19 protein-coding genes are annotated in these 19,300 nt (G+C 65.0%); 6 read left to right on the top strand and 13 right to left on the bottom strand.

The annotated features are described in order from the left end of the window. Window positions 1-14 precede the first annotated feature (14 nt). The 11 genes from ACFIMZ_RS10145 to ACFIMZ_RS10095 form a co-directional block, all read right to left on the bottom strand. A complete protein-coding gene (locus tag ACFIMZ_RS10145) occupies window positions 15-416 on the bottom strand; it encodes a single-stranded DNA-binding protein (protein WP_431819394.1) in 402 nt (133 codons plus the stop codon). Window positions 417-518: 102 nt separating this feature from the next. Continuing rightward, window positions 519-1,058: a DUF3158 family protein gene (locus ACFIMZ_RS10140; RefSeq protein ID WP_431819393.1), complete on the bottom strand. Its 540-nt coding sequence runs from the start codon at window positions 1,056-1,058 to the stop codon at window positions 519-521. Then, complete coding sequence (locus ACFIMZ_RS10135) at window positions 1,055-1,858, bottom strand: PFL_4669 family integrating conjugative element protein (protein WP_431819392.1); 804 nt, start codon at window positions 1,856-1,858, stop codon at window positions 1,055-1,057. The genes ACFIMZ_RS10140 and ACFIMZ_RS10135 overlap by 4 nt, the downstream gene beginning before the upstream one ends. 224 nt (window positions 1,859-2,082) lie before the next feature. Beyond that, a complete protein-coding gene (locus ACFIMZ_RS10130; protein ID WP_431822475.1) occupies window positions 2,083-3,279 on the bottom strand; it encodes an STY4528 family pathogenicity island replication protein in 1,197 nt (398 codons plus the stop codon). Continuing rightward, window positions 3,276-3,836, bottom strand: a complete 561-nt coding sequence (locus tag ACFIMZ_RS10125) for a DUF2857 domain-containing protein (RefSeq protein ID WP_431819391.1) — start codon at window positions 3,834-3,836, stop codon at window positions 3,276-3,278. The genes ACFIMZ_RS10130 and ACFIMZ_RS10125 overlap by 4 nt, the downstream gene beginning before the upstream one ends. Window positions 3,837-3,846: 10 nt before the next feature. Next, window positions 3,847-5,574 (bottom strand): ParB family protein, encoded by a 1,728-nt coding sequence (locus ACFIMZ_RS10120; protein ID WP_431822474.1) that lies wholly within the window; start codon window positions 5,572-5,574, stop codon window positions 3,847-3,849. Beyond that, window positions 5,567-5,824, bottom strand: a complete 258-nt coding sequence (locus ACFIMZ_RS10115; protein ID WP_431819390.1) for a type II toxin-antitoxin system HicA family toxin — start codon at window positions 5,822-5,824, stop codon at window positions 5,567-5,569. Before ACFIMZ_RS10115 ends, ACFIMZ_RS10120 begins: the two co-directional genes overlap by 8 nt. After that, complete coding sequence (locus tag ACFIMZ_RS10110; protein WP_431819389.1) at window positions 5,808-6,659, bottom strand: ParA family protein; 852 nt, start codon at window positions 6,657-6,659, stop codon at window positions 5,808-5,810. Before ACFIMZ_RS10110 ends, ACFIMZ_RS10115 begins: the two co-directional genes overlap by 17 nt. A gap of 2 nt (window positions 6,660-6,661) precedes the next feature. Next, the gene (locus tag ACFIMZ_RS10105) at window positions 6,662-6,877 is read right to left on the bottom strand and encodes an AlpA family transcriptional regulator (RefSeq protein WP_431819388.1); all 216 of its coding nucleotides are present in this window, start codon (window positions 6,875-6,877) and stop codon (window positions 6,662-6,664) included. Between the two features lie 440 nt (window positions 6,878-7,317). Continuing rightward, the gene (locus tag ACFIMZ_RS10100; RefSeq protein WP_431819387.1) at window positions 7,318-8,226 is read right to left on the bottom strand and encodes a LysR family transcriptional regulator; all 909 of its coding nucleotides are present in this window, start codon (window positions 8,224-8,226) and stop codon (window positions 7,318-7,320) included. Between the two features lie 566 nt (window positions 8,227-8,792). Further along, complete coding sequence (locus ACFIMZ_RS10095) at window positions 8,793-10,451, bottom strand: recombinase family protein (protein WP_431819386.1); 1,659 nt, start codon at window positions 10,449-10,451, stop codon at window positions 8,793-8,795. Window positions 10,452-10,466: 15 nt separating this feature from the next. Here ACFIMZ_RS10095 and rimO point away from each other — a divergent pair, with 15 nt between their 5' ends. The 5 genes from rimO (at window position 10,467) to ACFIMZ_RS10070 (ending at window position 15,911) form a co-directional block, all read left to right on the top strand. Next, on the top strand, window positions 10,467-11,840 hold the full coding sequence (gene rimO, locus ACFIMZ_RS10090; protein WP_431819385.1) for a 30S ribosomal protein S12 methylthiotransferase RimO: 1,374 nt from the start codon (window positions 10,467-10,469) through the stop codon (window positions 11,838-11,840). Window positions 11,841-11,843: 3 nt separating this feature from the next. Beyond that, the gene (locus ACFIMZ_RS10085) at window positions 11,844-12,770 is read left to right on the top strand and encodes a sugar kinase (protein WP_431819384.1); all 927 of its coding nucleotides are present in this window, start codon (window positions 11,844-11,846) and stop codon (window positions 12,768-12,770) included. 65 nt (window positions 12,771-12,835) lie between these two features. Further along, window positions 12,836-14,026 carry a beta-ketothiolase BktB gene (bktB, locus tag ACFIMZ_RS10080; protein ID WP_431819383.1) on the top strand — a complete coding sequence of 397 codons (1,191 nt, stop codon included), beginning with the start codon at window positions 12,836-12,838 and terminating at the stop codon, window positions 14,024-14,026. A gap of 19 nt (window positions 14,027-14,045) precedes the next feature. Continuing rightward, window positions 14,046-14,600, top strand: a complete 555-nt coding sequence (locus tag ACFIMZ_RS10075) for a hypothetical protein (protein ID WP_431819382.1) — start codon at window positions 14,046-14,048, stop codon at window positions 14,598-14,600. Window positions 14,601-14,714: 114 nt separating this feature from the next. Further along, on the top strand, window positions 14,715-15,911 hold the full coding sequence (locus tag ACFIMZ_RS10070) for a cystathionine beta-lyase (RefSeq protein WP_431819381.1): 1,197 nt from the start codon (window positions 14,715-14,717) through the stop codon (window positions 15,909-15,911). Between the two features lie 67 nt (window positions 15,912-15,978). On the opposite strand, the gene serB is transcribed toward ACFIMZ_RS10070, so the two are convergent. Together serB and ACFIMZ_RS10060 are read right to left on the bottom strand one after the other, a co-directional pair. Next, the gene (serB, locus tag ACFIMZ_RS10065; RefSeq protein ID WP_431819380.1) at window positions 15,979-16,824 is read right to left on the bottom strand and encodes a phosphoserine phosphatase SerB; all 846 of its coding nucleotides are present in this window, start codon (window positions 16,822-16,824) and stop codon (window positions 15,979-15,981) included. A gap of 227 nt (window positions 16,825-17,051) precedes the next feature. Continuing rightward, on the bottom strand, window positions 17,052-18,017 hold the full coding sequence (locus tag ACFIMZ_RS10060) for a LysR family transcriptional regulator (protein WP_431819379.1): 966 nt from the start codon (window positions 18,015-18,017) through the stop codon (window positions 17,052-17,054). Between the two features lie 125 nt (window positions 18,018-18,142). On the opposite strand from ACFIMZ_RS10060, the gene ACFIMZ_RS10055 reads away from it, so the two are divergent. Further along, entirely contained in the window at window positions 18,143-19,159 is a 1,017-nt protein-coding gene (locus tag ACFIMZ_RS10055) for a zinc-binding alcohol dehydrogenase family protein (RefSeq protein ID WP_431822473.1), read from the top strand. Window positions 19,160-19,300: the final 141 nt, after the last annotated feature.

The following is a 19,300-nucleotide window of genomic DNA, read 5'->3' as shown; positions in this document are numbered from 1 at the left end:
GGGACTCGAACAGCTCAGGTTGGGTCCGGTTCCGGGTCGCCATCGGCCAGCTTCGCGCTGAGCGTCACCGACTCCACCCGGTACGGCAGGATGGCGACGCGCCGCGCTTCGATCTTGAAAGTCGTGCGCTCGTTCTCCTCGGCATCTTCCCATTCGTCCTTGACGGTGCGGCCCTCGACGAGGACCCGCATGCTCTTCTGGTACAAATCCTTCCAGTGCGACACGTCGCGGTGCCAGATTTCTACCGGCGCCCAAAAGCCTCCACGGTCCTCGAACGTGCCGTCTTTCTTCGGGACCGGGTTGTCGAAATAGACGTTCAGGCGCAACAGGCGGCGTGGCTCTTCGTTGCCGTTCGGGAATTCGCGGAACGTCGGAACAGTGCCGATGTTGCCCTCGCCGTAAAAGTGCGTGCTCATGATGTACTCCTCGTGGTTGAAACCCTGCCGCTGGACATCAGTGGCGCAGGTGCTTCTGGTCGCAAGGCGACCGATTCGGGGCCGGCCGCTGGGCTGGCGCATTCAGTTTGTTGGCTGGGCTGGCGCAGGGCGACCGGCATCCAGCTCGCGGCGACGCCGATACACTTCCTCGGCCAGATCGAGCTTGTGGGCGCATTCCGCCGCCTGGCGAGCGAGGCTGTGGGTCAGGCTGATTTGCATGTTGAGCAGCACGCGCTGCTGTTCCAGCTCATACAGGTCGTCGATCAGGGCGGCCGGTGTGGCTGGGCTGGTGACCAGTTCCTGCCATAACGCCACGCCCATCTTCGAGCGATCGAGGTTGCGCCAGCGCAGGAAGACCGTGCCTGCGCCAGTAGTCTGCTGAGCCAGTTGGATGGGCAGCAGGTTGAAGGGATACGCCCGCGCTTGAGCGAGCACCCGACGCTGCGCCAGCGCAATGACGTCGTCCCTCAAGGCACCGCACTGGCTGGCCCAGGTCGCCAAGGCTCCCTTACCTTTAAAAGGCTGTAAAAGGCCTTTTAGGTAGGCGGCCTGTTCCAGACGCTGGAAGTCCATGTGTTCCAGCGGCTCGATGCGTCGTTGAGTTGCCGCAGGCCTGTTCATGCTGACTGGTCCTCGTCATCAGCAGCGGGAACTGGTGCATCTTCGGCGGCCGGTGCGGTGTCGGCGACCTCGATGCTGCTTTCAGGCTCCGTATCGGTGGCGCGGGCGCTGGTGCGAAGGTTGTCACGCCGCGGCAGTGGCGGGGCGAAGCGAGAGCGCCGAGTGCCTTCGAGCACGTCTTGCGGCAATGCGCCGTACTTTTCCAACGCCTGACGCGCGGCGGCGTTGTTCGCGGCGAAGTCGTCGCGCTGGGTGCCGGAATAGCGGTACTGCTGGGCCAGCGCGAACAGGCTGCGCAGCGCGTGCGCCCCTTCGTTGAGCCAGCGCTCCAGGGTGCTGCGGTCGATCAACGCGGTGTGGTGAGCGAGGATCAGCTTGCGTGCAATCTCGTCGTAGTCGGCAAGCAGGTAGACCGCCATGAAGCCGAGTTGCGCGTTGACGAACAGTGGCAGCTTGACCGGCTGCACATTGAGGTTCTCGCCAATCGACAAGGCAGCCGGTACGTCGGCGAGGGCTTGGTCCACCTGTTCGCGAAGGGTGTGCAGCGCGGCGCGGGTATGTTCAAGCTTCTCTTCGATGCGAAGCATCCACCAATCCGAGTAGGGGTCATCTTGTTCGGAACCCCGCTTCATCTTGTTCATGATCGAGATGTAGCCGTTGAGGCCGACGATGCCGGCACGTCCCTCGGAGGGTGCGCGGCCATGCCAAATGCGAGAGGCGTGGTGCGTGTGCAGGGTCAGCGCCATGGCGCTGCGCAGGGAACCGAGGTTCAACTGCAAGGATTCGGATTCGTTGGCCATAGTGACGACTCGTTGTGATGTTCGAGCCGCCAGCATCGGCACCGACCGGAAGGTCGTCAGTGATCAAACCGCACGCACCGCTGGCCATATTTGCGACGTCGCGGTGACTCCATGATGAGAAGAGGGCGGTTGGCTTGCTGTGGGAAGGCGGTGTGTTGCGCTATACCCGGGGTATAGCCCACGGTGGAATCCGTTGGATCAACCGCTCTGTTTGCCGCGTTGCTCTACGGCAGTTTCAGCAGTGAGCGAAGGCGGTTGATGTGTGCTTGCACTACTTCTGGCGAGGCGGGGACGTGTGCCGGCGGCTCTGGCTGATCGCCTGCAGAACTCGCAACTGGCTTTTGCCCCGCCCAGGGCTGGAATTCTCCGCGCAGCGCTTTCTGGATGATGCCGAAGAGGTAGCCCGCCGGATTGCGGACCATGCTTTCATGGCAGCGAACGTCCCATTCATCCAGGATGGCTTGATGCAGCACAGGGTCCACGGGTTGTAGCGCAGCCAAGGCCCCTGTTTGCTGCTCAGCCTTGAGGCGCGTGAAGCGTTCGGGCAGGTGAAGGTTCGCGTGCGCGCGGGGTACTGTACGTACTTCTTTTAAGTTGTCTCTTATACGTACAGTACGGTCGGTCTTCGGATTTCGAAGGTGGTCGGTTTTGCTGGCTTCGCCGCTCGCTTCGGATTCCGAAGTCCCCGGTTTTACCTTCCGAAGAAGGCTATTTCGACCTTCTTCGGATTCTAGTTTGCCGCTCTCTTGTCGATAACTCTCCTTGCTCATCCACCCTTGTGCGTTGAGGCGTTGCGACAGCACCTGGATCCGACTCGGTAGTGTCTTGCCGCTGAGCTGCGGGTCTTGCGACATTTCCTTGAGAGTGTGCACGCCGACACGCTGGACTGACTTGCTGGCGTGGACCAATGCGTTGCTCACCAGACCCAGGTAGTCCTGGTCCAGTTGGATAGCTTCGTACAGGGTCAGCGGTTCGTCGTGCAAGACGTAGAGGTTGCCTTGGATACGACCAGTGACCGGGTCGCGCCGGCGGCGCACCAGGCTGATCCAGCGCGTCAATCGGAGCAGGGTGAGGGCGCGCGCCACGGTCTCGTGGGAGGCCCGGGCGGTACACGGCATGGACGTGAGCCAAGGGGCCAACTGGTCGTAGGTGGGGAATGCGGTGATGCCGTCGTCGTTGAGGAGCAGCCGCAGCGCTTGCCAGGCATTGCGTTCGAGTGGCGTCAGGCGATGGTCGAGCAGTAGTGCACGAGGCACGCTGTCGTGCTGATTGCCGCTGAAGATGAATCCGTCAGTCTGGGCGGGCGGCCGCAACGGGGATGGTGCCGGCGGCGACCGTAGGGGGAGTTGTGACAGTGCCTCATCGAACAGATCGCTCAATGAGACCGGTCCGTTGGTGCGGCGTGACCCGGCCATGCTCAGCTCAGTCCTTCATCGAGCCACCCGCGGATTGCGTTCCAAATGACCGACAACGGTAGTCCGGTCGCTTCAGCCAGGTCCGCCGCAAGCACGAGCATGGCGGTGTCGTCGTTGCGATCGACGTCGCGCTGTTTGAGCTGCTGCGACCAACGCATCCACAGGTCGGCATCCTGCTCCTCGGTGAGCACAGGGTGTCGCCCCCTGCGCTTGGGCAGGCCCAGCACATCACGACGTAGCGCGGTTTCCTGATGCGTATAGCCGAAGAATCGGCCGATGAGCTCGGTGCTGGCGCCCAGGCGCAGCAGGCGATCCACGTCATGGACCTGTCGGGCGTCGTCGTCGACTTGCTTGAGCAGATGGCGCAGCACATCGCGATTGACCACGACCGAACACCAGTTGACCAGCGCATTGGCGAGCAGGCTGATCATGGCAGGGTTCTTCAGCGCATTCAGGTCGTCGTCTTCGAATCCCATGGATTTCGCCCTGCGCAGTTGGCCGTTGCGCAGGTCGTGAAGCACTTGCGCGATCACTGCCTGGTTCAGGGGGTGAGGGCCAGCCATCTTCGCCCCCTCATGGTTCCAGCGTGACGTTGCCGCCATCGATTGCCGAGGCGCCGGCTTCAAGATCGAACAGACGGCGTGCCAGCCGCAGTAGCCGGAACAGCTTGACCAGCCCAGCGTCGCTGAGGCGCGGTGGCGGCTCTTGCGGCGGCCGGCGTACGAGATCGCCGCCCTGCAGTAAGGGTGCGAGGTCGCGTGCCAAAGGGCAGGCGTCAATTGACGCCTCGACCTTTGGCGGCGGCTGATAGGGCGAACTCAGCGCGCCAAGCAGTGCCAGGACCGCCTTGGCGAAGGAGGGTATCTTGGCGACTTCGTCGTCGGCGTTGGCGGCGCAGCAGAAACCGAGGCCGATGTCGCTGGGGCTGACGGCATTTGCCTGGCCCGCCTCTTCAGCGATTTCCCGGGCGAATTGTGCGATGTGCAGACGCAGGCGAGCTGGTTCGTCCAGTGCGGGTTCGATATACCAGACGTCGGAGATGGGATACAGGCCACCGACTTGCACCGGTATGGCCTGCAGCACATTACGTTCGAATTCCGACGGCGTCTCACCAAGATGCTTGGCGACCAGGCGCTGGATGGATTGAAGCCGGTCCGAGGTCTCGACCGGGGAGACGATATGCGGATTGATTGGCGCAGCGGATTCTCTTGGCGTCGGCTCGACATCTTCTGGGCGTAGAGTGGCGCCGCTGTCGGCGGTGTGAGTGACGTCGGATGGCGCATTGTCTGCGTGCCTGGGCCGTTGAGCATCCGGTGCGCTGCGCTCGCTACCCGCGGGTGGGGCGGACAAGGCTGGCGCCGTAGAAACGACGGGCGCTGCCGGAGCCAGTGGTGCCGGCTCGCTCGTCAACAATTGCCAGCGGTTCTCCGCGTCGATGATTTCGATGGCCAGGGTGTCGTAGTGCACGCCCAGAAGCTCTGCCATCTGTCCCACGAGCTCGTCCTGCACGCGCTGCACGGCAAATGTCGCGGGCGTCGTGTCGAATGGGACCAGGACTTCCTGAAACAGCGACGGGAAGTCCAGGACTTGCCGGCTGGCGGCGGCGCGGGCCTCCCAGATTCGCGCGCCCGCCCGGCGCAGGCCGGTCAGTTGTTCGATCTGGTGTCGCCCCAGGCCGCCGTAGAGAACATTGGGGATGGCGGGGAGCAGGTATTGAACGGCCTCCTGCATGCGGCTGATATGAGGCTGCGGCACAGGGTAGCCGTCCTGCTTCAGGCGGCGCGCGAGCTCGGATTGCGACAGGGGCTTGCCCAGTTCTTGCTCATACAGTTCGCGTGCCTTCTCGACACCGAGCGCGCGCTCGATGAAGGAAAGCCCGCCGTGCAGTTCGTTTTCTGCCAAGTGGCCAGTGAGCGCAATAATCTCGCCGCGCTCCGGCCACGGACGGAACAAGCAGCCGATGCGGAAGAACCGCTCGTCTTTTGTCTCGGTCCATAACTCGCGCAGTATCGCCAGGCGGGTATTGCCGCCGTTGCGGATGATGTAGTGCATCGCGCCTGGCCGGCGAGTGATCGGTGGCGGCGCATCGAGTCCGCGCTCGCGGATCGAGGCCTTGATTTCGTCGTAGCGCGGATTGCGGGTGAGCCGCGGGTCGAGCTCGTACGGATGTAGCTCGTCCAACGTCACGACCATGTGGGTGTCGGCGATGGGGTCAGACAACGCGTGGGCAGCAGGGCCGTCATGGGCGAACCCACCGCTCAACAGTTTGTCCGCCATCTGTTGAGTGGCGATATCAGCCATAGCGATTTCCTTCGCCATCGGCGCCTTCGATCACTGCATTTCGTTGCGCCCGCTGCAACATGGCACGCGCGTTGCGTCCCGCTCGGTGATCGCTCGCTGTGGAGCTGGTGTAGATCGGAGGAAGGCCCGGCTTGACGAATCGCAGATGCCCACCTCGGGTCCGGGAAACGGTCCAGCCCTCGCTCAGAGCAAACTCAATGAGCGGCAGTAGCCGCTTGTGTCCACGGGCCAGTTCACGTGCGTTCGACATGCGCGGCTCTCCCGGTTACGTGGTTGAACAGCGCGTGCCACTGCGGAAACAGTTCGGTAGCCAACTCCTGCATGACTTCAAGGGCGGCGGGCGCGACGCGCCCGCTTGGGCGGCGATGCTCAACGCGATGTACCGGTAGTCCCAGGACGGCCGCGCGGTGGATTGCCTCGTTCGCGGGGATTTCGCTATGCAGTACCCGGATGCCGGGCTGTCCTTCGAACAAATGACGCAACGTCCTTTGAATCAGTCGGGCATTGGTCGAGACCGCTGGCACTCGGTTGATCAGCAGATGCAATGGCGGGGGTATGACGCCGAGATGGCGATAGGGCGCGATGTCGTCCATCAACTGCAGCGTGCCGCGACGCATCTCGCGGGCGGAGAGGATTTCAGGTGTGACGGGCGACACCCCGAGGTCCGATGCCAGGACCGCCATCTCCAGCATCACACTGCGAGCTCCCTGCGTATCGATGATCACCAGGTCATAGTGTTGTTCGAACGTTGGCAACAGATGACGCAAGCGAAGTCGCCCGTCAGGCGCATGCAGCAGCAGTGTGTTGAGTTGCCGGTGGCCGTCGTTAGACAGAATGACGTCCAGACGCTCAATCGCGGTGTGGGAAATGAGCTTCGCGAGATCGCGTTCATTGAACGCCAGCAGTTCATAGACCCCGGTGGGCGCGCGGCTCGCCAATGGGTAATAGGACGAAAGAGTGGGCTGCATGTCTAGGTCGATCAGCAGCACTCTTAGACCGGCGTCAGCCAGCAGGCCACCTAGGTTGGCGACGATCGTCGTCTTACCGACGCCGCCTTTCGTCGAGATCACGGAGATGGCGATCATGGTCAAACCCGCTCTTGAAGGCGTTCGGCGATCCATTGATCGATCTCGAACGAGTCCCAACCGACCGCTCGGATCCCAATGCGGATCCGTTTAGGGAATTTCCCCTCCTGCATCAGGTTGTAGATGTGAGCGCGCTTAAAACCTGTTTTTGCTTCGACTTCGGCGCGACGAAGGATGCGACGTTCGTTGACAGGGGCGGCATCATTGTTTCGGGGCATGTGGTCACTCCTGATGCTCGGTAGCATTCATTGGTAGTGCCACGTATTAGAGATTCAGCTAGGCGAGCTGACCCCCACGCAATACGGATTGGCTTGCAACCGTATTCAAGAATGTCCCGTGCAATTCTCGTCAGACTGCTTGACAGTTTTCACGGCTTCTTTCAACACGGAAATGGGATTTCGGAGTTGTTGCAGTGCGTCGGCCTCGTCAATAAGGCGGGCGGACCTTTGTGGTCGGCTTGGCGACAAAACAAGTCGCTGTAGGATGGTGATGCCGTTACTTTATAAATTGCACGACCTGAGAAGCCAGCTCGGGCTTCGTCTGCGGATGAATCCGTGAAGGACGAGGGATTTTTCGCATGAGCAGACGACGAATTCCGTCTTTTCCACGACAAAAAATGCATGACCTTTCCGATGAAGAGGCCATGCGAAGGTTGGCGTTATTGCGATGCGGTTACGAGCTGCCCGACTTGATTCGCCCGCGCGAGGAACCGTTCCAGTTCGGGGGACATCGGCCGATTTGGTCGGACGAGATACGTAGCGACACTCTCCGTGTCATCTAGGATTTGTCTGATAACGACGTCAGGATGGCAATATAGCGCGACTTGGGACTCTAGCGCGAACCCGATGCCGTAGCCTGCCGCGGCGAGCATCACGGTGATTTCATGGCCGGAGACGTACTCGGCGACGATCGGCTCGTTGAGGCCAGCCGCTCGAAACCATCGATTGATGGCGTCGTGACCGCCGGCACATTGCTCCGGGTGGCAGATGATCATTGGATAGCGGATGACTTCGCTGAGGGCGATTCTCTCGCGTGATAGCAAGGGATGCCTTGCTTGCATGACGAGTACGGGGCGATCAGTCCAGACGGCTTCCTTGATGTAGCTCTCGTGCTGGAAGCCCGGATGCACGGTAAAGCCCGCGTCAATCTGCTCGGATTTGATTGCCTGGAGCATTTCTGAAACAGGCATCTCGATCACACGGACTTCGGTGAGCGGCTCTTCGGCACGGCAGCGAGCAAGCAACTGCGTCATTCGTGGTTGAGCCAGACCATCACTTAAACCAATACGTAGATGACCTCGGTATCCGTTATCAGCGGACTTAACGCGAGCGCGAACACTATGCATATACGACAAAATTCGGCGAGCCTCCTCACGGAACACCTCGCCCGGCCATGTAAGGCGGGTGCGTCCGTTGCTGCGGTCGAGGAGAGCCACGCCGAGTTCTAACTCGAGATCCCTAATAGCACGTGATAGGGGAGATGGCTGGATGTGTACTCGCTCGGCTGCGCGAGCAAAGCTTTGCTCTTCGGCAACGACGAGGAAGTACTTCAGATGGCGCATGCGCATGGTTTGGCTCCTTTGGTCTTGGTTGAGGTCTCCTGCGGCTTAGAAGGATGTGGGTGACGGATGTGTCCGGTGAACAAATATGAAAAAGCAAAAGCGCTTCTACGGTGCGTTGGCCGCTGGTGACAGGTCGACGATTAGATTCGAATCGTAGAGAAAGCGGTAAGGCTGTTAGCCTCAATCATTGTGGTCGCGCTTCAGATCCACGGGCCGAATGACTGGCACTTGACAGATGCCTGTCGCTTAACAGGACGAGGACCGACAATGAGCCGATCGATTCATCGTAGGAAGATCGAGAACGAAGCATCTCTGTGCGACGGCGCCCCAATCGACCGGTCGTCCTGTGACATTAGCGCCGTGAGCTTCGAAGGGCTTGACGTGAGAACCAGGGATGGCTCCCCCGCCGAGTTGGCGATTCTTGATAAGCGAGGCGAGATACTTGAGAAGGGGAGTTCTGTGGCGCGAAGGGTGTTTGAGGTGTCGGTCAAGGCTTACCGAAACTTCCTTCAAGGAGAGGGGTATCTCCGAGTACATTCCCGGCCTGGCAGCGCGGAATTTGGCGACGGGGATTAGAGCGGCAGAGGTAACAGTCGTGGCGAGAGATTTGAGAAGTCTACGTCATCATCTTCGCGCCACTCTCCAGTCCGACGATCAACCTTCAATACACGGGTGGTGCCCCGCTTCGCGATGAGAAGCAACCCGATGGTCTCAGCGTCTACGTCCGGACGGAATCCGGACTGAAAGACGAGGATCTTCGAGAACGTGTCCGCCACGAGTTGACGCGCCATCAGCCTCGCGTTGTAGTTGAGCTGGTCGACACCGTGTACCAGTTCTCGCCACGCACCCGCTGCGGCAGGGGCGATATTCGATGCGGTCGCCGTAAGATGATGCTCGCAGGAGGCGACGTCGCGGCGCTCGCTCTCGAGCTGGCTTTCCAGCTCGCGGATACGCCGTAGTACCGCTGCCGGTGCGTCGCCGTTGTCGACTAGGAGCGCGTCCGTAACGCGTTGAACCTGCGCATCGAGTTCAGCCACCCGTTGGCGCGCGCTGGTCAACCGTGCGCTAAGCGCTGCCGTGCCTCCGTCTCCTTCGAGTAGACGTGTCAAGTTGATTTGGTCTGAGCAATACAGCATTAGGGCGCGCTCGACCGGAACAACGCTGCAGCTTCCGCCGATTTTGCAGCCGGAACTTTGACTGTAGGTGACGCATTGCAACCGGCGATGGCCGGGAGAAGGGCGACCGTCTGCCATACGTCGCCGGCCCATGATGTTCTGCGCGACGATCGCCGCACCGCAGTACCCGCAGTACGTGATGCCGAGGCCGGTGACGACGCCTGGAATCTCGCCTTTGCCCTTGCGTCGACCGCGCTGCTCGGCCAGATATCGAAGGTCAGCGAACTCGGCAGGGGAAAGCAGGGCCGGATAGTAGCCGTCTAGCCGGAATGTCTCCCCATCAACCTCGACGGACTTTTCGCCGATCAGCATGCGATTGGCGAGCAGCTTATAAATGTGAGACGAGTGTGTGCGGCCGGTTTCACTGATCTGCAGTCTGCGCTCGGCGAGTTCACGCACGACCCGAACGGCGCCGTGACCTTGCTTGAACATTTCCACGATGAGCTGGACGGCTGTCGCGCGTTCAGGAACCAGTTCAAACCCACCGCCCTCAGCTTCCCGCACCCAATGAGGATCCTTGCCGACGCGGATCGGCGCGCGCCACGTGCCGGCGATCCAGCCCTGACACTGTCGACGGATTGCAGCCTTGACGCGCTTGCTCTTCGTGTCCGATTCCTCGTGCGCGCGGATCATCACCAGCAGGCTGTATACAAGATCCATCGGCTGCGCCTTCAGGCGCTCGCGGTTGTACTCTCGCCCGTCGCTGGCCGTCACGACCGTAATGCCTGCGTTGACAATCTGAGCGAGCTGCGCTTGAGCCTGAAGTGGTTCGGCGCGACTCAGTCGGTCCAAACCCTCGACGATCAGCACTGAACCGGCCGGCACCTGACCGTCCTCGACGGCGCGAAGGAACACGCCGAGCGCGCCTTGTCGGACGTGGCGCTGATGGTAGGCCGACAACCCCTCGTCCCGAAGTGAAAGGGACGCATCAAGCGCCATTTCATGATCGGTAGCCCATCGCGCCGCGTATTCAAGCTGCCTATCAACGCTGCCGCCGGCCGCTTGTTTTGGGTCGCTGAACCGTAAATAGCTGTAAACTCTCGCTTTCGCTGCCACGCCCCATACTCCCAGATGTCTCAAAATCAGTCACACAGTCCCCGTATAGGTATAGTATCCCTCGGCTGCCCGAAAGCCCTGGTCGACTCCGAACAAATCATCACCCAGCTGCGCGCCGAGGGCTATGAAATCTCCGGCACCTACGACGGCGCCGACCTCGTCGTCGTCAACACCTGCGGCTTCATCGACGAAGCCGTGCAGGAGAGCCTCGACGCGATCGGCGAGGCGCTGACCGAGAACGGCAAGGTGATCGTCACCGGCTGCCTCGGCGCGAAGAAGAGCGCAAGCGGCTCGGGCCTGATCGAGGAAGTGCATCCGAAGGTGCTCGCGGTCACCGGCCCGCACGCGGTCGGCGAGGTGATGCAGGCGGTCCATTCGCACCTGCCGAAGCCGCACGATCCGTTCGTCGACCTCGTGCCCGCGGCCGGCATCAAGCTCACGCCGCGCCACTACGCGTACCTGAAGATCTCCGAAGGCTGCAACCACCGCTGCACGTTCTGCATCATCCCGTCGATGCGCGGCGACCTCGTGTCGCGCCCAGTCGCCGAAGTGATGCTCGAAGCGGAAAACCTGTTCAAGTCCGGCGTCAAGGAACTGCTCGTGATCTCGCAGGACACGAGCGCCTACGGCGTCGACGTCAAATACCGCACGGGCTTCTGGAACGGCAAGCCGATCAAGACGCGCATGACCGACCTGGTCGCCGCGCTCGGCGAGCTCGCGGCGCAGTACGGCGCGTGGGTGCGCCTGCACTACGTGTATCCGTATCCGAGCGTCGATGAAGTCATTCCGCTGATGGCCGAAGGTCCGTTCAAGGGCCACGTGCTGCCGTACCTCGACGTGCCGTTCCAGCACGCGCATCCGGAAGTGCTCAAGCGCATGAAGCGCCCGGCGAACGCCGAGAAGGTGCTCGAGCGCGTGCAGAAGTGGCGCGAGATCTGCCCGGACCTGACGATCCGCAGCACGTTCATCGCGGGCTTTCCCGGCGAGACCGAGGAGCAGTTCGAGACGCTGCTCGACTTCATCCGCGAGGCGGAGCTCGACCGCGTCGGCTGCTTCGCGTATTCGCCGGTCGAAGGCGCGACCGCGAACGAGCTGGACGGCGCGCTGCCCGACGATGTGCGCGAGGAGCGCCGCGCGCGCTTCATGGAAGTGGCCGAGGAGGTGTCGGCGAAGCGCATCGAGCGCAAGGTCGGCAAGACGCTGAAGGTGCTGATCGACGAAGTGAGCGACGAAGGCGGCATCGGCCGCACGGCGGCGGATGCGCCGGAAATCGACGGGGTCGTCTACGTCGAGCCGGCGCAGAAGGCGTCGAAGCGCTACAAGGTCGGCGATTTCGTGTCCGTGAAGATCACGGGTGCCGACGGTCACGATCTGTGGGGCGAGGTGTAAGCGATGGCGGCGCCGTTTCCGGAGATCCTCGCGCTCGGCGAGGCGATGGTCGAATTCAACCAGTCGCAGCCGGGCCGTCCCGAATTCCTGCAGGGCTTCGGCGGCGACACGTCGAACTTCTGCATCGCGGCCGCGCGCCAGGGCGCGTCGGCGGGCTTCGTGTCGGCGGTCGGCGACGACCCGTTCGGCCGGCTGCTGAACGACCTGTGGCGCAGTGAAGGCGTCGACACGACGTACGTGCGCGTGGACCGCGCCGCGCCGACCGGCGTGTACTTCGTCACGCACGGCCCGAACGGCCATCAGTTCGACTACCTGCGCGCCGGCTCGGCCGCGAGCCGCTACGCGACCGGCGACCTGCCGCTCGACGCGCTCGCCGCCGCGAAGGCGGTGCACCTGTCGGGCATCAGCCTTGCGATCGGCTCGGCCGCGTGCGACGCCGCGTTCGCGGCGATCGAGCATGCGCGCGAGCACGGCGCGAAGGTCAGCTTCGACACGAACCTGCGCCTGAAGCTGTGGCCGCTGCCGCGCGCCCGCGCGGTGATGCGCGAAGCGCTGCGCCAGACGGACATCTGCCTGCCGAGCTGGGAAGATGTCACGGCGATCACGGGCGCGGACGACCGCGATGCGATCGTCGACGCGATGCTCGAGCTCGGGCCGCAGGTCGTCGCGCTGAAGCTCGGCAAGGACGGCGCGTATGTCGCGACGCCGCACGAACGACGCGTCGTGCCGGGCTTCACGGTCGAGGCGATCGACGCGACGGGCGCGGGCGACTGCTTCGGCGGCGCGTTCGTCGCGCGGATCGTCGCGGGCGACGATCCGTTCACGGCGGCGCGCTACGCGAACGCGGCGGCGGCGCTGTCGACGACGGGCTACGGCGCGGTCGCGCCGATTCCGCGGCGGGACGCGGTGGAACGCTTGATGCAGGGCTGATGCGCATGCCGCACGTCGGCCGGGCCACGTGGTTTTTTCATTCGGACAGGGGATGAGGAGGCAACATGCAGCGTGAAGTGGTGGTGGTGAGCGGCGTGCGGACCGCGATCGGCGATTTCGGCGGCAGCCTGAAGGAATTCCCGCCGACCGAGCTGGGCGCGAAGGTCGTGCGCGAAGTGCTGCAGCGCGCGCAGGTGTCGGGCGACGAGGTCGACCACGTGGTGTTCGGCAACGTCGTGCATACCGAGCCGAAGGACATGTACCTCGCGCGGGTCGCCGCGATCAACGGCGGCGTCGCGCAGCACGCGAGCGCGCTCACCGTCAACCGGCTGTGCGGCTCGGGCCTGCAGGCGATCGTGTCGGCCGCGCAGGGTGTGCTGCTCGGCGATGCGGACATCGCGATCGCCGGCGGCGCGGAAAACATGAGCCGCGCGCCGTATTCGATGCAGGCCGCGCGGTTCGGCCAGCGGATGGGGGACATGCGCGTCGTCGACATGATGGTCGGCGCGCTGAACGATCCGTTCCAGGCGATCCACATGGGCGTGACGGCGGAGAACGTCGCGGCGAAGTACGGGATCTCGCGCGACGAGCAGGACGCGCTGGCGCTCGAATCGCACCGGCGCGCGTCGCATGCGGCGCAGGCCGGCTACTTCAAGGACCAGATCCTGCCGGTCGAGCTGATCGGCTCGAAGAAGGGCACGCCGGTCATGTTCGACCGCGACGAGCACGTGCGGCACGACGCGCGCGCCGATGACTTCACGAAGCTGCGTCCGGTGTTCGTCAAGGAAAACGGCACGGTGACGGCCGGCAATGCGTCGGGCATCAACGATGCGGCCGCCGCGGTGCTGCTGATGGAGCGCGGCGTGGCCGAGAAGCGCGGCGCGCGGCCGCTCGCGCGCCTCGTCGCGTATGCGCACGCAGGCGTCGATCCCGCGTACATGGGAATCGGCCCGGTGCCGGCGACGCGCAAGGTGCTCGAGCGCGCAGGGCTGACGGTCGCGGATCTCGACGTGATCGAGGCAAACGAGGCATTTGCCGCGCAGGCGTGCGCGGTGACGAAGGAGCTGGGGCTGGACCCGGCGAAGGTGAATCCGAACGGGTCGGGCATTTCGCTCGGTCACCCGATCGGCGCGACGGGCGCGCTGATTGCCGTGAAGGCGTTGTACGAGCTGCAGCGCATCGGCGGCCGTTACGCGCTCGTGACGATGTGTATCGGCGGCGGGCAGGGCATCGCCGCGATTTTCGAGCGGATCTGAGAGCAAGGAGCAACACAAGGTGGGTCGATATTCGGGATGGCAACGGGCACTCGTCATCGCATGCGCGCTGGCGGCGGGCATTGCGACGCCGCATGCATTCGCGGCGCACGTCATCGCGCCGGACGCGCAGCAGGACCCGCAACAGGACGACACCGCCCCCGCGCGGCCGCTCAAGCCGAATCCCGAGTTTGCCCGCCTGCCGCGCTACGAAGGCACGCTCGGCGGCCGGCCGATCGTCGTGCGCCTCGGTCCGAAGGAGAACGAAGAGGGCGTGCACGGCGAGTACCAGTTCGCCGACACGGGCGAAGTGATCCTGCTGGCCGGCGACCGCGACGGCGATACGCTCGAAATCGAGGAATCGAACGACGGCACGAACATCACCGGCGTGTGGATCGGCCGCTTCGATGCGTCGGGGGGCCTGAAGGCGGACCGGATGAACTCGGATGAATCGGATCCGCAGCCGGTCGTGCTGCGGCCGGCGCGCGGGTCGCGCGCGGCGCTGCAGGTGCGCGATGGCCGCGTGCAGGAGATCGAGACGGTCGGCGGCGTCGTCGACCTGCGCGCCGACGACTGAGTCCCGCGCTGGCTCGGTGTGCGCGGCGCGCATTGTACCGGGCCAAACGCGGCCGTTTTGACTATGCTGGCGGTCCGTTTAGCAACCGTTCGGCTTTCTCCCGGCCTCATCGCCATGACTGCATCCACTTCCAAGCGCGCGCTGCAAACCCGCATCGTTCAACCCGACGACGTGATTCCGGAAGGCTTCCGTTCGTTCGTCGCGCCGGTCGCGCGCGCGTCGACGGTCGTGTTTCCCGACCTCGCGACGATGCGCAACCTCGACTGGCGCCAGGACAGCCAGTGGCGCTACGGCCTGCACGCGACGCCGACCTCGCTCGCGCTCGCGCAACGGCTCGCGGAGATCGAGGGCGGCACGCATGCGCTGCTGCAGCCGTCGGGTCTCGCGTCGATCATGAACGTCTACTTCGGCCTGGTGAAGGCGGGCGACGACGTGCTGATCCCGCACAACGTCTACGGCCCGAACGCCGATTTCGGCAACTGGCTCGCCAAGGATTTCGGCATCACCGCGCGTTTCTATGATCCGCTCGTCGGCGCCGGCATTGCGGACCTGATCCGGCCGAACACGCGCCTGATCTGGCTCGAGGCGCCCGGCTCGGTGACGATGGAAGTGCCGGACGTCCGGGCGATCACGGCGGTCGCGAAGCAGCGCGGCGTCGTCACCGCGATCGACAACACGTATTCGGCGGGGCTCGCGTTCAAGCCGTTCGAGCACGGCGTCGACATCTCGGTGCAGGCGCTGACCAAGTACCAGTCGGGCGGCAGCGACCTGCTGATGGGGGCGACGATCACCGCGGACGCGGCGCTGCACGCGCATCTGAAGCTCGCGCGGATGCGCTGCGGGATCGGCGTGTCGGTCGACGACTGCTCGCTCGTGCTGCGCAGCCTGCCGAGCATGCGGGCGCGCTTCGACGCGCACAGCAAGAGCGCGCTCGCGCTCGCGCACTGGCTGAAGGCGCGGCCCGAGATCGCGGCCGTGCTGCATCCGCAACTGCCGGATTGTCCGGGCCATGCGTCGTTCGTTCGCGATTTCACGGCGACCGGCGCTCCGGCGGCAGGCGGCCTGTTCTCGGTGATCTTCGACGCGCGCTACAGCGCGGCGCAGGTCGACCGCTTCGTCGAGGCGCTGGAGCTGTTCGCAATCGGCTGGAGCTGGGGCGGCGCGTGCAGCCTCGCGATGCCGTACGACGTCGCGTCGATGCGGCCGGAGTGGCCGCATCGCGGCACGCTGGTGCGCTTCTACGTCGGCCTCGAGGACGAAGCCGACCTGCGCGCGGACATCGAGCGCGCGATGCAGGCGACGCTCGGCTGAGCGGCGCCCGGGCAGGCCGGACAGGCTATAGGCCGGCGTGACCCGAGGTCGCGCCGGCATTTGCGTTTCAGAACAGGCGCAGCAGGCCGTCGAGGCCGACGTGATCGAACGCGACCGTTGCCGCGTCGCGTACGATCGGCTTCGCGTGGAATGCGACCGACAGGCCGGCTTCCGCCATCATCTTCAGGTCGTTCGAGCCGTCGCCCATCGCGATCGCGCGGCTCGGCGCGATGCCGAGCGCCGCGCACGTGTCGCGCAGCATGCGCGCCTTCACGTCGGCGTTGACGATCTCGCCGATCACTTTGCCGGTCAGCTTGCCGTCGACGATCTCGAGCGTGTTCGCGTGCGCGAAGTCGAGGCCGAGCCGCGTCTTCAGGCGTTCGGTGAAGAACGTGAAGCCGCCCGACACGAGCAGCGTCTTCAGGCCGGCGGCCTTCGCGCCGGCGAGCATCGTTTCCGCGCCCGGCGACAGTCGCAGCCGCTCGTCGTACACGCGCTCGAGCGCCTGCGCGTCGAGGCCGGCGAGCAGCGCGACGCGGCGCGTCAGGCTTTCGTCGAAATCGCGGATCTCGCCGCGCATCGACGCCTCGGTGATCGCCGCCACCTCCGCCTTCAAGCCGCAGAAATCCGCGATCTCGTCGATGCACTCGATCGTGATCAGCGTCGAATCCATGTCCATCACGACGAGCCCGAAGTCGCGCAGCGTGCGGCCGGCGTCGACAAACGCGAAGTCGAGCGCGTGTGTGCCGCAGTACACGTCGATGTCGGGCCGCTGCGCCGGATTGGCGTCCTCGATGCGCAGCGCGTGCTCGTCGACCTGCACGACGCGGGCGCCGCGCGCCAGCGCGAGCAACGGTTTGTGATGCGCGTCCGACAACGGCGCGACGCTCTGGATGACGAGATTCTGAATCATGACGGATGGGTTGGAATGCGAATGGAATGCGTGGGCGACCGTGGCCACCTGCGGACGCCTGGCCGGGCCGCCGGATGCCGGCGGCGGGCGGCTGCGCCGCAAACGCAATATTGTAGCCGGTCGGTGCGGCCCGGGTGCCGGACGGCGGCGCGCGGCGATCGCTAGCGGACCGTAGCGCTCATTCACGCGCGCGCCCGGAGCCGGCACGCACCGGCCCCGCGCGCCGCCTATCGCGCATCCGCCCGATCCCAGTAAGGCGGATCGCCGAAATGCCCGGCGAGAAACGCAATGAACGCGAGCGTCTTCAGCGGCACGTGCGCGCGGCTCGGGTAGACAGCCCAGATCGCGACCTCGTCGGCGAGCGGATAGTCGTCGAGCACGGTGACGAGCGCGCCGCGCGCCAATTGGGGCGCGACGTCCCAGGTCGACTTGATCGCGATTCCGAAACCATCGACGAGCGCTTCGCGGATCGCCTCGCCGTTGCTCGCGACGAGCCGGCCGCCGACGCGCACCGTGAGCGGTCCCTGCGGCGTGACGAACGACCAGTCGCGCTGGTCGCCGAGGATCACGCATTCGTGCTGCGCGAGATCGGCCGGATGGCGCGGCGCGCCGTGCTCGGCAAGATAGGCGGGCGAGCAGCACACGACGCGGCGGTTCGCGGCGAGCTTGCGCGCGACCAGCGTCGAATCCTTCAGCGCGCCGAGCCGGATCGCGACGTCGATGCCTTCGTCGACCAGGTCGACGATCTCGTCGGACAGCCGCAGGTCGAGCGACACCGACGGGTAGCGGCGCAGGAAGGAAGGGATCACCGGCGCGACGTGCTGGCGGCCGAACGACGACGACATCGACACCTTCAGGCGCCCGTATGGCTCGGTGCGGCCGTGGCCGACCGACGCGCGCGCGGCGTCGGCGGCGGCGAGCAGCGCCTCGGCGCGCGCCATGAAGACCTCGCCGTCCTGCGTGAGGCTGATGCGGCGCGTGGTGCGATGCAGCAGGCGGGCGCCGAGCTGGCGTTCGAGCTGCGCGATGCGCGCACTCGCGACCGCGGCGGACACGCCGAATTCGCGGCCGGCGGCGGTCACGTTCGCGAGCAGCGCCGCGCGCACGAACAGGCCGACGTCGAGCAGGTCGAGCGGCTTGTCGGGGCCGGGAATCGGGGTTGACGTCGGGGCCGATGTCGGGTCGGAATTCATTCTTCGGAAAATCAAGAAAATGTTTCAGGAAATATAGCGGTTTTCGCGAAGGATCGCGCGGCCTACGATGCGGTGTCACAGGGCCGCCGTCGCGGCCCGATCGCCCCCCTGCAAGGAGCCGCATGATGAAAGCCGTTGGACTGACCCGTTACCTGCCGATCGACGATCCGCAGGCGTTGCTCGACGTCGAGCTGCCGCAGCCCGTGCCGGGCCCGCGCGACCTGCTCGTGAAGGTCGAGGCGATTTCCGTGAACCCGGTCGACACCAAGGTGCGCGCGCCGAAGCCGCAAGTCGAAGCCGCGCCGCGCGTGCTCGGCTGGGACGCCGCCGGCACGGTCGTCGCGGTCGGCGCGGACGTGACGCTGTTCCGGCCGGGCGACGAGGTGTTCTACGCGGGCAGCATCACGCGGCCGGGCGCGAACAGCGAATACCACGCGGTCGACGAGCGCATCGCCGCGCTGAAGCCGCGCACGCTCGACTTCGCGGCGGCCGCCGCGCTGCCGCTCACCGCGCTGACCGCGTGGGAAGCGCTGTTCGACCGGCTGCGCGTGTCGCCGCAGGGCGCGGACGCGGGCAAGTCGGTGCTGATCATCGGCGGCGCGGGCGGGGTCGGCTCGATCGCGATCCAGCTCGCGAAGACGCTCGGCAAGCTGCGCGTGATCGCGACCGCGTCGCGGCCAGAATCGGTGCAGTGGGTGCGCGCGCTCGGCGCCGACCAGGCCGTCGACCACTTCGGCGACCTGCCCGCGCAGCTGCGCGACGCGGGCTACCCGCAGGTCGACTACGTGCTGATCTTCAACGACACCGACCGGCACTTCCCGGCGGCGGCCGAGGTGGTCCGGCCGCAGGGCGGCATCTGCACGATCGTCGAGAATGCGAAGCCGATTCCGGTCGAGCTGCTGAAGGCGAAGAGCGCCGCGTTTCACTGGGAATTCATGTTCACGCGCGCGATGTTCGAGACACCGGACATGATCGAGCAGCACAAGCTGCTGACCGAGGTCGCGCGGCTCGTCGACGACGGCGTGCTGCGCACGACGCTGGGCGAGCACCTGGGCGCGATCAACGCGGACAACGTGCGGCGCGCGCATCGGCTGCTGGAGGCGGGGCGCGCGATCGGCAAGCTGGTGCTGAGCGGCTTCTGAGCGCGGCATCGGACGCACGGCACGCGCGGCGAACGCAAGCGGGGTAACACCCGATGCGATCGTGGCGCATGACGGGCCGCTTGGCGGTAGACTGGCAGCGCATCATGCATCGAAAACCGCGCGGCGCGCGCCAGCGCCGCA

Origin of the sequence: Burkholderia sp. F1, from assembly GCF_050813845.1 — a bacterium.
In the GTDB taxonomy this organism is placed as follows: Bacteria; Pseudomonadota; Gammaproteobacteria; order Burkholderiales; family Burkholderiaceae; genus Burkholderia; species Burkholderia ubonensis.
This window is presented reverse-complemented; position numbering and strand designations above follow the sequence as displayed.

Excerpts from the sequence above, each read along its gene's own strand:
- bktB (WP_431819383.1), top strand. The coding sequence starts at position 12,836 with ATGCAGCGTGAAGTGGTGGTGGTGAGCGGCGTGCGGACCGCGATCGGC.
- ACFIMZ_RS10070 (WP_431819381.1), top strand. The coding sequence starts at position 14,715 with ATGACTGCATCCACTTCCAAGCGCGCGCTGCAAACCCGCATCGTTCAA.
- rimO (WP_431819385.1), top strand. The coding sequence starts at position 10,467 with ATGTCTCAAAATCAGTCACACAGTCCCCGTATAGGTATAGTATCCCTC.
- serB (WP_431819380.1), bottom strand. The coding sequence starts at position 16,824 with ATGATTCAGAATCTCGTCATCCAGAGCGTCGCGCCGTTGTCGGACGCG.
- ACFIMZ_RS10055 (WP_431822473.1), top strand. The coding sequence starts at position 18,143 with ATGAAAGCCGTTGGACTGACCCGTTACCTGCCGATCGACGATCCGCAG.
- ACFIMZ_RS10120 (WP_431822474.1), bottom strand. The coding sequence starts at position 5,574 with ATGGCTGATATCGCCACTCAACAGATGGCGGACAAACTGTTGAGCGGT.
- ACFIMZ_RS10125 (WP_431819391.1), bottom strand. The coding sequence starts at position 3,836 with ATGGCTGGCCCTCACCCCCTGAACCAGGCAGTGATCGCGCAAGTGCTT.
- ACFIMZ_RS10100 (WP_431819387.1), bottom strand. The coding sequence starts at position 8,226 with ATGCGCATGCGCCATCTGAAGTACTTCCTCGTCGTTGCCGAAGAGCAA.
- ACFIMZ_RS10115 (WP_431819390.1), bottom strand. The coding sequence starts at position 5,824 with ATGTCGAACGCACGTGAACTGGCCCGTGGACACAAGCGGCTACTGCCG.
- ACFIMZ_RS10105 (WP_431819388.1), bottom strand. The coding sequence starts at position 6,877 with ATGCCCCGAAACAATGATGCCGCCCCTGTCAACGAACGTCGCATCCTT.
- ACFIMZ_RS10060 (WP_431819379.1), bottom strand. The coding sequence starts at position 18,017 with ATGAATTCCGACCCGACATCGGCCCCGACGTCAACCCCGATTCCCGGC.
- ACFIMZ_RS10085 (WP_431819384.1), top strand. The coding sequence starts at position 11,844 with ATGGCGGCGCCGTTTCCGGAGATCCTCGCGCTCGGCGAGGCGATGGTC.
- ACFIMZ_RS10135 (WP_431819392.1), bottom strand. The coding sequence starts at position 1,858 with ATGGCCAACGAATCCGAATCCTTGCAGTTGAACCTCGGTTCCCTGCGC.
- ACFIMZ_RS10140 (WP_431819393.1), bottom strand. The coding sequence starts at position 1,058 with ATGAACAGGCCTGCGGCAACTCAACGACGCATCGAGCCGCTGGAACAC.
- ACFIMZ_RS10110 (WP_431819389.1), bottom strand. The coding sequence starts at position 6,659 with ATGATCGCCATCTCCGTGATCTCGACGAAAGGCGGCGTCGGTAAGACG.
- ACFIMZ_RS10145 (WP_431819394.1), bottom strand. The coding sequence starts at position 416 with ATGAGCACGCACTTTTACGGCGAGGGCAACATCGGCACTGTTCCGACG.